The 13,018-nt window shown below is 66.5% G+C and carries 17 protein-coding genes; 4 read left to right on the forward strand and 13 right to left on the reverse strand.

Annotation, left to right across the window (positions count from 1 at the left end):
• Positions 1 to 24 precede the first annotated feature (24 nt).
• On the forward strand, positions 25 to 441 hold the full coding sequence (locus tag DJ029_RS07955) for an META domain-containing protein (RefSeq protein ID WP_157966298.1): 417 nt from the start codon (positions 25 to 27) through the stop codon (positions 439 to 441).
• Here DJ029_RS07955 and recO read toward each other — a convergent pair.
• Both recO and DJ029_RS07965 read right to left on the reverse strand, forming a co-directional pair.
• Positions 430 to 1,158, reverse strand: a complete 729-nt coding sequence (gene recO / locus DJ029_RS07960) for a DNA repair protein RecO (RefSeq protein ID WP_112321809.1) — start codon at positions 1,156 to 1,158, stop codon at positions 430 to 432. The genes DJ029_RS07955 and recO overlap by 12 nt on opposite strands.
• Before the next feature lie 14 nt (positions 1,159 to 1,172).
• The gene (locus DJ029_RS07965) at positions 1,173 to 1,502 is read right to left on the reverse strand and encodes a DUF1491 family protein (RefSeq protein ID WP_112321810.1); all 330 of its coding nucleotides are present in this window, start codon (positions 1,500 to 1,502) and stop codon (positions 1,173 to 1,175) included.
• 129 nt (positions 1,503 to 1,631) lie between these two features.
• Between DJ029_RS07965 and DJ029_RS07970 the strand changes: the two genes are divergently transcribed.
• On the forward strand, positions 1,632 to 2,558 hold the full coding sequence (locus DJ029_RS07970; protein ID WP_198671083.1) for a DMT family transporter: 927 nt from the start codon (positions 1,632 to 1,634) through the stop codon (positions 2,556 to 2,558).
• Between the two features lie 5 nt (positions 2,559 to 2,563).
• On the opposite strand, the gene era is transcribed toward DJ029_RS07970, so the two are convergent.
• The 11 genes from era to DJ029_RS21680 form a co-directional block, all read right to left on the reverse strand.
• Positions 2,564 to 3,472 (reverse strand): GTPase Era, encoded by a 909-nt coding sequence (gene era, locus DJ029_RS07975; RefSeq protein ID WP_112321811.1) that lies wholly within the window; start codon positions 3,470 to 3,472, stop codon positions 2,564 to 2,566.
• Positions 3,469 to 4,158: a ribonuclease III gene (rnc, locus tag DJ029_RS07980; RefSeq protein WP_112322017.1), complete on the reverse strand. Its 690-nt coding sequence runs from the start codon at positions 4,156 to 4,158 to the stop codon at positions 3,469 to 3,471. Before rnc ends, era begins: the two co-directional genes overlap by 4 nt.
• Positions 4,159 to 4,172: 14 nt before the next feature.
• Entirely contained in the window at positions 4,173 to 4,985 is an 813-nt protein-coding gene (lepB, locus tag DJ029_RS07985; protein ID WP_112321812.1) for a signal peptidase I, read from the reverse strand.
• Between the two features lie 107 nt (positions 4,986 to 5,092).
• The gene (acpS, locus tag DJ029_RS07990; protein WP_112321813.1) at positions 5,093 to 5,536 is read right to left on the reverse strand and encodes a holo-ACP synthase; all 444 of its coding nucleotides are present in this window, start codon (positions 5,534 to 5,536) and stop codon (positions 5,093 to 5,095) included.
• Between the two features lie 85 nt (positions 5,537 to 5,621).
• Complete coding sequence (locus DJ029_RS07995) at positions 5,622 to 6,407, reverse strand: pyridoxine 5'-phosphate synthase (protein ID WP_112321814.1); 786 nt, start codon at positions 6,405 to 6,407, stop codon at positions 5,622 to 5,624.
• Between the two features lie 43 nt (positions 6,408 to 6,450).
• Positions 6,451 to 7,119, reverse strand: a complete 669-nt coding sequence (locus DJ029_RS08000; RefSeq protein WP_112321815.1) for a DUF2062 domain-containing protein — start codon at positions 7,117 to 7,119, stop codon at positions 6,451 to 6,453.
• An 84-nt stretch (positions 7,120 to 7,203) separates the two neighbouring features.
• Positions 7,204 to 9,348, reverse strand: coding sequence for a RelA/SpoT family protein (locus tag DJ029_RS08005; RefSeq protein ID WP_112321816.1), 2,145 nt, complete (start codon positions 9,346 to 9,348; stop codon positions 7,204 to 7,206).
• Between the two features lie 48 nt (positions 9,349 to 9,396).
• A complete protein-coding gene (gene rpoZ, locus DJ029_RS08010; protein ID WP_112321817.1) occupies positions 9,397 to 9,750 on the reverse strand; it encodes a DNA-directed RNA polymerase subunit omega in 354 nt (117 codons plus the stop codon).
• Positions 9,731 to 10,237: a glycosyltransferase family 61 protein gene (locus tag DJ029_RS08015; protein ID WP_232823009.1), complete on the reverse strand. Its 507-nt coding sequence runs from the start codon at positions 10,235 to 10,237 to the stop codon at positions 9,731 to 9,733. Before DJ029_RS08015 ends, rpoZ begins: the two co-directional genes overlap by 20 nt.
• The gene (locus tag DJ029_RS22085) at positions 10,231 to 10,995 is read right to left on the reverse strand and encodes a glycosyltransferase family 61 protein (protein WP_232823010.1); all 765 of its coding nucleotides are present in this window, start codon (positions 10,993 to 10,995) and stop codon (positions 10,231 to 10,233) included. The genes DJ029_RS08015 and DJ029_RS22085 overlap by 7 nt, the downstream gene beginning before the upstream one ends.
• Positions 10,996 to 11,085: 90 nt before the next feature.
• Positions 11,086 to 11,640 (reverse strand): hypothetical protein, encoded by a 555-nt coding sequence (locus DJ029_RS21680; protein WP_157966299.1) that lies wholly within the window; start codon positions 11,638 to 11,640, stop codon positions 11,086 to 11,088.
• A 119-nt stretch (positions 11,641 to 11,759) separates the two neighbouring features.
• Between DJ029_RS21680 and DJ029_RS08020 the strand changes: the two genes are divergently transcribed.
• The gene (locus tag DJ029_RS08020) at positions 11,760 to 12,335 is read left to right on the forward strand and encodes a LabA-like NYN domain-containing protein (protein WP_112321819.1); all 576 of its coding nucleotides are present in this window, start codon (positions 11,760 to 11,762) and stop codon (positions 12,333 to 12,335) included.
• The gene (locus tag DJ029_RS08025) at positions 12,332 to 12,985 is read left to right on the forward strand and encodes a uracil-DNA glycosylase (RefSeq protein WP_112321820.1); all 654 of its coding nucleotides are present in this window, start codon (positions 12,332 to 12,334) and stop codon (positions 12,983 to 12,985) included. Before DJ029_RS08020 ends, DJ029_RS08025 begins: the two co-directional genes overlap by 4 nt.
• Positions 12,986 to 13,018 lie beyond the last annotated feature (33 nt).

Raw genomic sequence — 13,018 nt, forward strand, 5'->3', positions numbered from 1 at the left:
CCAAAGCGCAGAAAGGACATTCCCGTGATCCGGCCCACCCTCGCCCTTGCAGCCGTCAGCATCCTTGCCGCCTGTGCGCCCCTGCCCGACACCGTGGGAGAGGCTGCCCCGGCGGGCACCGTCTACCGGCTGGCGGCCTTCAACGACGCGCCGGTTACCTTCGGCGCGACGGTCCGGCTGCTGAACGATGGGAAAGTCTCGGGCGCGGGGCCGTGCAACACCTACACCGCCGTGCAGAAAGCGCCGCTGCCCTGGCTGGAGATCACCGACCTCGCCAGCACCCGGCGCACCTGCGACCAGCAGCGCAGCGAGGATGCCTTCTTCATCGCGTTGCAGGCGATGGACTTCGCGGAAATCGGCGGCGATAGCCTGTTGATGACCAACAACGCCGGGCAAAGCCTGTTTTTCACCTCGACCGCGCGCGACCCCTCACAGCCGTGAGAACGCGCTGACCAGCCGGTCGCGGGCCGGCGGGAGGCTTTCCTTGCCGAGGCTCCGGGCAAGCTGGTGGGTCAGGAAATACCCGGTCAGGCGCAGCCCGTCGCGCAGCGCATCAGCCGTGATCGGCGTCTCGACCGTATCCTGGCGCAGGAACGGGGGCAGCGGCAGAAGCCGTGCCGCCCATTCCGCCCCGGCCGAGGCCGAGACGGCCCGCCCGCTGCGGGGCGAGACATAGACCAGCTCCTCGCGCGCGCCGGTCACCGCGCAACTGTCCAGGCTCAGGCCGAAGCCGAGCACGCCCAGCAGGTGCAGCTCCCAGCCGACATACTGCGCCGGCCAGTCCTGCCCCGCCTCCATCAGGTCGAGCAGCGCGACGGTTTCGCGGTAGAGCGAAGGATAGGCGTGGCGCTCGCCCAGGGCGAAGCTGGCCAGGCCGGTCACCGCGCCAAGGCCCGCCAGCGCCAGCCGGTCCCCCATCAGCCCGGTGCGCGCGCGGATCGGCTCCACCGTCATGGTGCCCAGGTGATCCTCCAGCCGGGCGCGCCACGCCACGTCAAGCTGCGCCCCCGGTTGCAGGATCGGCGCCATGCGCCGCCCGCCGCCCCCGCGCACGAGGCCCGCGTGGCGGCCGCGCGCCTCGGTCATCACCTCGATGATCGCGGAGCTTTCGCCGTGGCGGCGCACGGCCAGCAGCACGCCTTCCTCACGCCAGTCCATTTCGGCCCCCCGGGCTAGTCACGCAGGCCCTCCTCCTCCAGCAGGTGACGGCCGGCGCGATCCTCCACCTCGATCACCCAGAGATCGGGGTCATAGCCGCGCTGCCGGGCGATGGCGGCGTCCACCTCCGCTTCGTCCCCTTCGGCGAGGGTGCTCCAGACGCGCGCTCCGGTGCCGTCGTACTGGCGGGTATAGGCCCGCGCGCTGCCGTCCAGCGGCGACTGCTTGATCAGAACGGCCCCCGCCGTCGCGTCACCACGGGCGACGACGAATGCGGGAATGTCCGCGAGGCGCAGGCGGGTCAGGTAGGCCTGGACCCAGAATTCAGCGGTAAGACGTGCCATGAGGGTCTGTTTGACCGGCGCAAGCGGCGCTGTCCAGATCGTTTCCCTTGGAAGCCTCGGCAAAGCGGCGTAGACCGGACAGGACGTCCCCCCAAACGCCGTTTGCGCGGCGCCCGGAGCTTACCACAGATGCCGATCAGTCCCGCCGCCCCCATCATCCCGGCACAGAAACCCTTGCGCGCGGACAATGGACTGGGGCTGATGTTCATGGCGATCGGCATGCTGTCCTATTCCGGGGTGGACGCGATGGCCAAATTGCTGACGGCGGATTTCCACCCCATCCAGATCGTCTGGATCCGCCAGTCGGGGCTGGTCCTCGGCGTGCTGGTGATGCTGTGCCTGCGCGGCACCGCCGTCCTGCGCACGGACCATCCTCGGCTACAGATCGTCCGTGGCGCATTGGCCGCCGGGTCGGCCACCCTGTTCATTTTCGCCGTCTCCTACGTCCCGCTGGCGGACGCGGTGGCGGTCAGCTTCGTCGCGCCCTTCATCGTCACCGCGCTCGGCGCGCTGATCCTGCGAGAGCCGGTGGGACGGCGGCGCTGGATCGCGGTCATCATCGGCTTCATGGGAACCCTGATCGTCGTGCGCCCCGGCCTTGGCGTCATTCACCCCGCGGTGATGCTGGTGATGCTGGCCGCATCAATGTTCGCCGTGCGCCAGATCATCAGCCGGATGCTCAGCGGCGGCGACCGGACATCGACGACCGTCGCCTACACCGCGCTGGTCAGCAGCGCGATTCTGATCCTGCCGCTGCCCTTCGTCTGGGTCACGCCGAGCACCGGCACGCAGATCAGCCTGCTGGCGGCCTGCGCGCTGGCCGCCGCCCTTGGCGAGATCTGCGTCATCAAGGCGATGGAAGTCGCGCAGGCCGTCGTGGTCGCGCCGGTGCAGTACTCGATGCTGATCTGGGGCACGATCCTCGGCTACCTGGTGTTCGGCCAGTTGCCCGACGGCTGGACGCTGTTCGGCGCGTCGATCATCATGTCCACCGGCCTCTACACCCTGCACCGGGAGCGCCTTGCGATGCGCGCCCGCCGCATGGGGCGGGCCTGACCGCCTCAGTCGCCGTCGCGGAAGTCGAGGCCCATTTCCTCGTAACGCTCGATCTCGTTTTCCCAGTTCTCGCGCACCTTCACCTCAAGGAACAGGTGCACCCGCCGCCCGAGGAATTCCTCGAGCTCGGAGCGCGCGGCGATGGAGACCTGCTTGATCGTCTCGCCCTTGGGGCCAAGCGCGATGCCCCGGTGACCGGCGCGCGCGACATAGATGATCTGCTGGATGCGGACCGAGCCGTCCTTCTTCTCTTCCCACTGCTCGGTCTCGACGGTCAGCTGGTAGGGCAGTTCCTGGTGCAAACGCAGGGTCAACTTCTCACGGGTGATCTCGGCCGCGATCATGCGCAGCGGCAGGTCCGCGATCTGGTCCTCGGGATAAAGCCAGGGCCCCTCGGGCAGGCGTTCGGCCAGCCAGGTTTTCAGGTCCTTCACCCCGTGCCCCTTCTCGGCCGAGATCATGAAGGTCGCGGCGAAATCCCGTTCCGCGTTCAGCTTCTCGCTGAGGGCGAGCAGGTTTTCGCGCTTCACCCGGTCGATCTTGTTGATCGCCAGGACGATGTTCTGCGTGCCGCCGCGATCGTCGAGCGTCTTGAGGATCGTCTCCACCCCCTCCGTCAGGCCGCGGTGCGCTTCCACCATCAGCACGACAAGATCGGCGTCCGCCGCCCCCGACCAAGCGGCCGAGACCATCGCCCGGTCCAGCCGGCGGCGCGGCTTGAACAGGCCGGGGGTGTCGACAAAAACGATCTGGGACTCGCCCTCAAGCGCCACGCCGCGAATACGGGAACGCGTCGTCTGAACCTTGTGGGTGACGATGGATACCTTCGCCCCCACCATGCGGTTCAACAGCGTCGACTTGCCGGCGTTCGGCTCACCGATCAGGGCGACAAAGCCGCAGCGGGTGGCGGTCATGGGGTTTCCTTTTCAAGCATCTGAAGCAGGGCGCGCGCGGCGGCCTGCTGTGCGGCGCGTTTGGACGGGGCGCTGGCGCGGGCGCGCTCTCCCCCGGGCAGAACGGCGGCAATGGTGAAGACGGGCGCGTGATCCGGCCCCTCGCGTGCTTCCTCGATGTAGTCGGGCGGCGACATCCCGCGCGCCTGCGCCCATTCCTGCAAAGCGGTCTTGGGGTCGCGGTCGATGGCGTCCGCCGCGGCGATCCGCGACGCCCACAAGCGCAGGACCAGCGCGCGCGCCGCACCGAAACCCGCATCGCGGTAGACGGCGGCGATCACCGCCTCCATCGCATCGCCGAGCAGCGCGGTCTTGCGCCGCCCGCCGGTGGCGCGTTCCGAGCGGCCCATCAGCATGGCCTCGCCAAGGCCGATCTCCTCCGCCACCGCGGCGCAGGCTTCCTTGCGCACCAGCGCGTTGAACCGCGGCGCAAGATCTCCCTCCGCCGCGCCCCTGTCCGCATCGAGCAGCGCCTCCGCGATCACCAGGCCAAGGACACGGTCGCCAAGGAACTCCAGGCGCTGGTTGTCACCGCGCACCGGCGTCGTCAGCGAGGCATGGGTCAGCGCCTCCACCAGAAGGCCCGGCTCGGAAAAACAGTGTCCCAGCCGCTCGACCAGGGCCGTTTGCGCCGCCGTCAGCTTCACCACGCCCCCATCGCTCAGTTGACCGCGCGGAAGAAACGATCCCCGCGCCAGGTCCAGAAATAAAGGATCGACGACCCAGCGGAGGAGAACATGATGCGATCCGCGCGCCCGATCAGGTTCTCGAACGGCACTAAGCCGACGCCGTTGCGCACCTGCGGAAAGCGGCTGTCGATGGAATTGTCCCGGTTGTCCCCCATGAAGAAGAACTGGCCCTCGGGCACCTCGAACGGCCCGCGGGTGTCGGCGGAGGTGATGCCGATATCCAGCACCGGGTAGCTGCGCCCCTCGGGCAAGGTCTCGATCGCGCGGGTCTTGGCGCAGTCCCCGCCAAGGCCCACGGGCGCATCCCGCAGGCATCGCGGAAGGCTGCGCACCGGGCCTTGCTGGGCGTAGGTCTCGATGAACTCGCCGTCGGGAACCTGCGGCACCGGAGTGCCGTTCAGGATGATCTGGCCGTCGCGCACGTCGATCATGTCACCGGGCAGGCCGATCAGGCGCTTGATATAATCCTCGCCGGTGACGGGGTGCTTGAAGACGATGACATCGCCCCGCTCCGGCGTGGAGCCGAACAGCCGGCCCTCCTTCTCCTCGAAGGCGCCGCACAGGTTGAAATCGCCGTAGGACGGGCAGGACGCCGCCGAGTAGCCATAGGCGAACTTGTTCACGAACAGGAAGTCGCCGATCAGCAGGGTTTCCTTCATGGAGCCCGACGGAATCCAGAACGGCTGAAACAGGAAAGTACGGATCACGCCCGCCAGCAGCAGCGCATAGACCAGCGTCTTGATCAGCTCAAGAATGCCGCCGCCCGATTTCTTCGTCTTCGCCATGAATGCTCGCCACTTGCCTGTTTAGGGATCGCGCGCTTGTCGCGCTAAGCCCCGGTCGTGTCAAGCGCCCGCCAGCCGCCCGTTCGCCGCGCCCCCTTCCAAAGTCTTCAAATATCCCCGCCGGAGGCATCGGCCCCTTCGTCCGGTTCGCGCCGCAGGCGGCGCGCTTCGATCACGACGAAGGCCTGCGCCCAGGGGTAATCGTCGGTCAGGGTCACGTGGATGATCGCTTCATGACCGGGCGGCGTCATCTCGGCCAGGCGCTTTTCGGCCCAGCCGGTCACCTGCATCACCGGCTGACCGCTGCGCAGGTTGCTGACGGCCATGTCCTTCCAGGCGATTCCCATGCGCAAGCCGGTCCCGAGCGCCTTGGAACAGGCCTCTTTCGCGGCCCAGCGCTTGGCATAGGTGCCGGGCGTGTCGGCGCGGCGCTCTGCCTTGCGCTGCTCCGTCTCGGTGAAGACGCGGTTGCGGAACCGGTCGCCGAAACGCGCCAGCGTTCCCTCGATCCGCTCGATGTTGCAAAGGTCGGTTCCGACGCCGAGGATCATGCCGAAGTCCTGTCCAGGGGGCGTTTGGGGCGCGAACGGCCGCCGCGGCGCGGGGCGCCCTGCAGCCGGTCCATCGCCCCGTGGCTCAGGCAACGCCGCTGTCAAAGGCGTCGCGCCGGGCGGCATCCATTTCCGAGCGCATCCGCCGGATGGCCGAATCGAGGCCCGAGAAGATCGCCTCGCCGATCAGGAAATGCCCGATGTTCAGCTCCATGATCTCCGGCAGGGCGGCGATGGGGCGCACCGTGTCGAAGGTCAGCCCGTGGCCCGCGTGCACCTCCAACCCCAGGTCGTGGGCGAAGGCGGCCATGTCGCGCAGGCGGGCGAATTCCGCGTCCCGCTCGGCCAGGCGCCCTTCAGCGTGGGCATCGCAATAGGCGCCGGTGTGCAGTTCGATCACCGGGGCGCCGATGCGCGCCGCCGCTTCGATCTGGGCGCGGTCGGCGGCGATGAAGATCGACACCCGGCACCCCGCCTCGCGCAGGGGCGCAATGAATTGGGCGAGTCGGCTTTCCTCGCGCGCGACCTCAAGCCCGCCCTCTGTGGTGCGTTCTTCCCGCCGCTCGGGGACGATGCAGACCGCGTGCGGTTTGTGGCGCAGGGCGATCTGCTGCATTTCGTCGGTGGCCGCCATCTCGAAGTTCAGCGGCACGGTGATGTCGCGCATGAGGGCCTCGATATCCGCGTCGCGGATGTGGCGGCGGTCCTCGCGCAGATGCGCGGTGATCCCGTCGGCGCCGGCGGCCTCGGCCAGCCGGGCGGCGCGCACGGGGTCGGGCACGTCCCCGCCGCGCGCGTTGCGCACGGTTGCCACATGATCGATGTTCACGCCCAGGCGCAGGTTGCCGGCGGGTCGGGTAAGACGGGACATGTCGAGTCCTTTCCTCAGCTTGGAAGCGGGTGCAGTGCGCGGATCACCGCGACCCTTCCTTTGCCATGGAAGCAGCCGCGCGGTCAGCCTTTTTCTTCGCCAGCTTTTCCTGCGCCTTCAGCAACAGCCGCGAGCGGCGCCGCTGCTGGTAGGCCGCGACGAGCGGCCGCGAGACGAAGTAGCACACCCCTGCCGTGATCAGGCCCGGCACGAGCCCGCCGACGTAATAGGGCAGGAACACCTCGTAAAAGAAGATCGACAGGGTGCCCCAGGCCGGCTCACCGTATCCGACAAGCGACAGCAGCGATTCCCAAAGCCCGGCGAGCGCGCCGAAGAAACTGTCCTTGACGCCGTGCACCTCTGTGCCGCTGCCCCCAAGCCCGTAGACCTGCCGCCCCAGCGTGAGCGCGGCGGAGGCGATCAGCGGGAAGGTCACCGGGTTGCCCATCAACGTGCCGAGACAGGCCGCCAGCACGTTGCCCCGCACGATCAACGCGACCAGCGCGGCATAGAGGAAGTGAAAGCCGAACAGCGGGGAAAACGACACGAAGACGCCGCAGGCGAAGCCGAGCGCGATCTTGTGCGGGGTATCGGGCAGACGTTTCACGCGATGCGCGAAATACTCGATGGCGCGACGCCAACCGGTCCGCGGATAGATCCAGTCCTGGATCTTCCGTGCCGTGGACAGCGGTGTGCGCCGTTTGAAAACCATCCTCGCGTCTTCCCCATGGCATCCCGGTCTTACCCGCCCGGATGCCGTCCCTTGTTACCCTATCATCCGCGCGCCGCGAATATCCTAATAGCTGGTCCCTATCGGGTCGGCTACAAGCCCCCGGAACCGAGTTACCTGCGTGACATCGCTGTCAGCCTCAAGTGCGGTCTGCACGTTATGCAAGTGTTTGAGGTCTCTTACCTCCAGATCGATGACGATCCGGTAAAAATCGGGTTTGCGGTCCGTGAACACGATGTCGCTAATGTTCGCCCGCTGTTCCCCGATCAAGGTACAAATCCGCCCTAACACCCCGGCGTCATTTGCGATCACTGCCTCGATACACGCCAAATGCGGCGTTCGTGCGGCGCCATCGGTCCAGCGCAGGTCCATCCAGCGGTCCGCCTGGTCCTCCAGCGCGGCCAGCGTGGGGCAGTCGATCGCGTGGATCTGCACGCCCTGGCCACGCACCGCGATGCCGATGATACGCTCACCCGGAATCGGCTGGCAGCAGGGCGCGGGCTGCGCCGTCTGCCCGCCGGGCAGGCCGATGATCGGACGCTCGGGGCCGATCCCGTCGCGGGTCATGTCGTCGTCGCGGATCAGCTCAGGGTACAGGGTGCGGATCAGCTCCTGGCCGGTCAGTTCGGCCGCGCCGAGGCGGGCGAGAAGGTCGTCCGCATCCTCAAGCAACAGTTGCTTCGCCGCCGTCTTCAGCGCCTTGTCCGTAGCCTTCTTGCCCACCCGTTCCAGCGCCACGCGGGCGATTTCCTGGCCAAGGCGGATATGGCCCGCGCGATGCTCTTCCCGAAGGGCGCGGCGGATCGCGGACTTGGCGCGCCCGGTCACGACCATCTCTTCCCAGCTGGCCTGGGGGCGCTGGCCCTCGGCGCGCACGATCACCACGGACTGGCCGTTGCGCAGCCGGGTCCACAGGGGCACGCGGTGCCCGTCGATCTTGGCGCCGACGCAGCTGTCCCCGATCCGGGTGTGAATGGCATAGGCGAAATCGATCGGCGTCGCGCCGCGCGGAAGCTTGATCACGTCGCCCTTGGGGGTGAAGCAGAACACCTGGTCGGTGAACATCTCGAGCTTCACGTAGTCGAGGAATTCCGCCGGGTTGTCGGCCTGCTCGAAGCGCTCGGTCAGCTGGGCCAGCCAGCGGACCGGGTCCACCACGAAGGGGTTCTCGAAACGCTCGCCCTCACGGTAGCTCCAATGCGCGGCGACGCCGGTCTCGGCGACCTCGTGCATCTGGCGGGTGCGGATCTGGATCTCCACCCGCTTGGCGGAGCGCCCCGAAACCGTGGTGTGGATCGAACGGTAACCGTTCGACTTGGGCTGGCTGATGTAGTCCTTGAACCGCCCCGGCACCGCCGCCCAACGCTGGTGCACGGCCCCGAGCGTGATGTAGCAATCGGGAACGGTGTCGGCGATGATCCGGAAGCCGTAGATGTCCGAGAGGCGGCCGAAGCCTTCGCCCTTCTCCTCCATCTTGCGCCAGATCGAATAGGGCTTCTTCTCGCGCCCGATCACTTCCGCGCTGACCCCCGACTGGTCGAGCACCTTGCGGATATCCTCGGTGATCTGGGGGATCAGGTCGCCCGTCTCGCGCTTGAGGGTGATGAAACGGCGGATGATCGACTGGCGTGCGTCGGGGTTGAGGATGCGGAAGGCGATGTCCTCCAACTCCTCGCGCATCCATTGCATGCCCATGCGCCCGGCCAGCGGCGCATAGATGTCCATCGTCTCACGCGCCTTCTTCTGCTGCTTCTCGGGCGTCATGAACTTGATGGTGCGCATGTTGTGCAGCCGGTCCGCCAGCTTGACCAGGATCACGCGCAGGTCCTTGGACATGGCCATCAGCAGCTTGCGGAAATTCTCCGCCTGCTCGGTCTCGACCGAGCTCAGCTCCAGGTTGGTCAGCTTGGTGACGCCATCGACGAGCTGCGCGATCTCCGTGCCGAAGCGCTGCTCCACCGCGTCATAGGTGGAGCCGGTATCCTCGATCGTGTCGTGCAGCAGGGCGGTGATGATCGACGCATCGTCGAGGCGCTGCTCGGTCAGCAGCGCGGCGACTTCGATCGGATGCGTGAAATAGGGCTCGCCTGAGCGGCGCACCTGCCCCTCGTGCGCGGCCATCCCGTAGGCGTAGGCATCTTTGACGAGGGCCGCATCGGTATGCGGGTTGTAGACCCGTATCAGGTCAACGAGTTCCTCGTCACTGATCATCGCGTTTTATCCAATAGGCGGCCCCGGACAGGCCGCCGGGGGCGTCGGTCAGCTTTCGCCTTGCGCTTCCATCAGCGCACGCAGAAGCTTTTCCTCGGACATGTCGTCCTGAACCGGCTCAGGCTGGTCGTTGGACATGAGAAGCGCCATAGAATCCTCTTCCGGCTCATCCACCTCGATCTGGCGCTGGTGGCTTTCGATCGCGGCCTCGCGCAGCACGTCCGCGGTCAGCGTCTCGTCCGCGATTTCACGCAGGGCGACGACCGGGTTCTTGTCCTTGTCGCGGTCAACCGTCAGCTCAGCCCCCGAGGACAGCTCACGCGCACGATGCGCTGCGAGCATGACAAGCTCGAAACGGTTCGGGACCTTATCGACGCAATCTTCAACGGTAACGCGGGCCATCGGGACCTCCGGATAGGGGTGGGAAGGCTGTCATGTAGTGGAGAATCCCTTGCGGTGCAAGGGGGCAGGCATAAGCCGCCGCCCTATTGGGTAAACCCGGAAACACCCGTACAGAAACCGGGCTCATCCTGATGTTGTTGCCCACATTGTTCACGATCTTGGCCATGTCCCCGTCTTCGTCCGCCACCAGCAGGCGGTACCTCAAACCGCGCAGGTTCGCGAGGTCGGCGAAAGAGTAGAACCGGTTCATGAATTGCTGGTTCGTAATCTCAAAAACCTGGGCGCCGGGGCTGGCAAAGATCAGATTCGCAAGGTTTGCGCCATGCGCGCCGACGATCACCTCGGCATTGCGGAAAATCGAAACCTGCTCGGCGTGGCTGTAGTCCGTCGCGCGAATGCGCTCAAACCCCAAGGGCTGAAGCGCCTTGAACACTTCATCCTCGTTGCTGATCTTGCGCGTGGGCGCATCCGCGCGCGAAATCAGCACACGACGGAACTTGACGCTGTCAGGCCCCGGGTCCGGTCTGCGGCCAGCGCGGCGAACTCCTGCGTGGCGGAGGTCAGGCGCGTGCCACGCGCGCCGCCAAATATGCGCCTTGCGGGACTGGAGACAGCCTGGAAATGCGACAGACTCGCCGATGTCCCCGTGAAGCCATCGAAGGCCCAGGCCCGCCGGTGCGCGTTCAACACCACCTTGTCGGCCAGTTCGGGAAAATGAGCCTTCAGCGATTCCAGCTTGAACCCGAGCGCGCCGGCGTTGCCGCTGTTCACCACGATCTGACGGATACCGATCCGCTCACCATGAGAGAGGACGGCGGCCAGGCGCGGCAACCCCTCCGTCACCCAGTGGAAGTAGTTTCCAAGGCTGTGCTTTTCTATGAAGTACGCACGCTCCCCCGCGATCCGCATGTCGCGCCGTCGGAACATGACCTTGTGCTGCTTGACCACCTTCTTGTAGCGCCTGGCCAGGTGAGAATGGTGGTAGCCGTCGAACATCGCCTCGATGGGCTGCCCGTCGACCGAGTACACGGGGCCAATCGACAGGATGGCGGGGGCATGGAAAATCGGGTCCGGAGCGATCCGGCGGTCCATGTTTATCGACCGCGTGAGCAACGCGATCCTCAACGGCACGGTATCCAGCAGCCCCCGCTTGGCCGATCGCAGATCATGAATGACCTTTCCCGGCGCGGTCAGCGGGACAAAACCGGTATTTACCGTCCCATGAACGACGTCGACATTCTTCATTGGCCGGAATACCTTAAAAAACAGTCTGCTTACCTGCCGTCGCAATCAGACGAGGGAAGGCAGGCTTCCATTAAATCATTTCGCGTAAATCTACTCCGCAACATCCCGCGGCGCTTCTCCGGCGTCCTTCACCGCGGACGCCAGTCGCTGTGCGTCGGGGCTGGCCTCAAGCAGGGCGCGGGCCGTCTGGCCGAGGACGGGGTGAAGCCAGTCCGGCGCGACTTCCGCCAGCGGGACCAGGTAGCGCGGCTGAAGGTGTAGCTGCGGGTGCGGCCATACCGCGCCCGCCCCCGCGCCATCGGCCATTGCCCGGCGAACCGTCAGTTCATCGGGCAAGACGGCATCGCCACTGGTCAGCACCTCGATCTGCGGCGCGGCCTGCGGACGTTTCGCGCCGAGCGCGGCCTCCACCCGCCGGGCCGACGCAATAAGCGCGTCGAGCGAATGATCGCTGCGCGCCGCTATGACGGACGAGACAACATCGGGGCCGTCCCCTTCCCGACCGGACGGGGCGCGGTACAACGCACTTTGTGCCGTGACGACAAGACCCTGCCCCTTCAGCAACCAGACCGCATGCGCGATCAGGTCGGGCGGATCCGGTGCCTCCTCATGCACGGGGGCTGCTATTGCAATCAGGTTGGACATTCCGGGCGGTCGTGTTCGTCTTTTCTCGTTTAGGTGTTGCGCAGGGCGTGAACACGTTAGTACACCTAGAGAGACTTTTTGTGTACCTGAAAAGTCAATTTCTGACCGGGGGATTACTGATGTTCTATCGGGATGAGCGCATCGCGCTTTTCATAGACGGGTCAAATCTGTATGCCGCAGCAAAGGCCCTGAACTTCGATATAGACTACAAACTCTTACGCGCAGAGTTCATGAGGCGAGGCAAGCTATTGCGCGCCTTCTACTACACCGCGCTGCTGGAATCGGAAGAGTATTCGCCGATCCGGCCGTTGGTCGACTGGCTGAATTACAATGGTTTTACCATGGTCACCAAGCCAGCCAAGGAATTCACCGACAGCATGGGCCGACGCAAGGTCAAGGGCAACATGGACATCGAGCTCGCGGTCGATGCGATGGAGCTTGCGCCGCGGGTCGATCACATCGTCCTGTTCTCAGGCGACGGTGACTTCCGGCCACTGGTCGAAAGCCTGCAACGCCAGGGCGTGCGGGTCTCGGTGGTGTCCACCATCCGCTCGCAGCCGCCGATGATTGCCGATGAACTGCGCCGCCAGTGCGACAACTTCATCGAGCTGGAGGACCTGCGCGACGTGATCGGCCGCCCGCCGCGCGAGGACTACAACAGGACTTCCGCCGCGCGGGGCGACACCGAAGGGTGAGTCGGGCCGAGCCGCCGAAAGGCTGCCGGCGCTGCCCCCGCCTGGTCGCGCATCGCCGCACCCTGGCGCGGGCGCACCCGGACTGGTGGGGCGGCGCTGTCCCCTCTTTCGGGGCGGCGGACGCGCGCATTCTGATCCTCGGCCTTGCACCGGGGCGCATGGGCGCGCACCGCACCGGGCGGGCGTTCACGGGGGATGATTCCGGCAGGACCCTGTTCGAGGCGCTGACGCGCAACGGGCTTGCCAGCGGCACCTACGACTCGGACGGGCGGGACGATATCGCGCTGCAGAACACGATGATCACCAACGCCCTGCGCTGCCTGCCCCCGGACAACCGCCCCACCGGGGAGGAGCTCTCCGCATGCCGCCCCTTCCTTGCGGCGCGCATCGCCGCCCTGCCCCGGCTGCGCGCGGTCCTTTGCGTCGGGCGCGTCGCGCATGAGGCGCTGCTGCGCTGTCTCGACGTGCCGCAGACGGCTGCGCCCTTCGAACACGGGGCCGAGCATCGCCTGAACGGCTTGCAGGTCTTCGACAGCTACCACTGCTCGCGTTACAACATGAACACCCGCCGACTGACGCCCTCCATGCTGGACGCCGTCCTGGGCCGGGTGCGCGACGCGATCATGCGCGACGGCAACGCCCCGGAGTGATCGGCCGGGGGCACAGACCGGCAGGTTCCCGGA

The organism is Oceanibium sediminis, from assembly GCF_003265325.1.
GTDB classification, from domain to species: Bacteria; Pseudomonadota; Alphaproteobacteria; order Rhodobacterales; family Rhodobacteraceae; genus Halovulum; species Halovulum sediminis.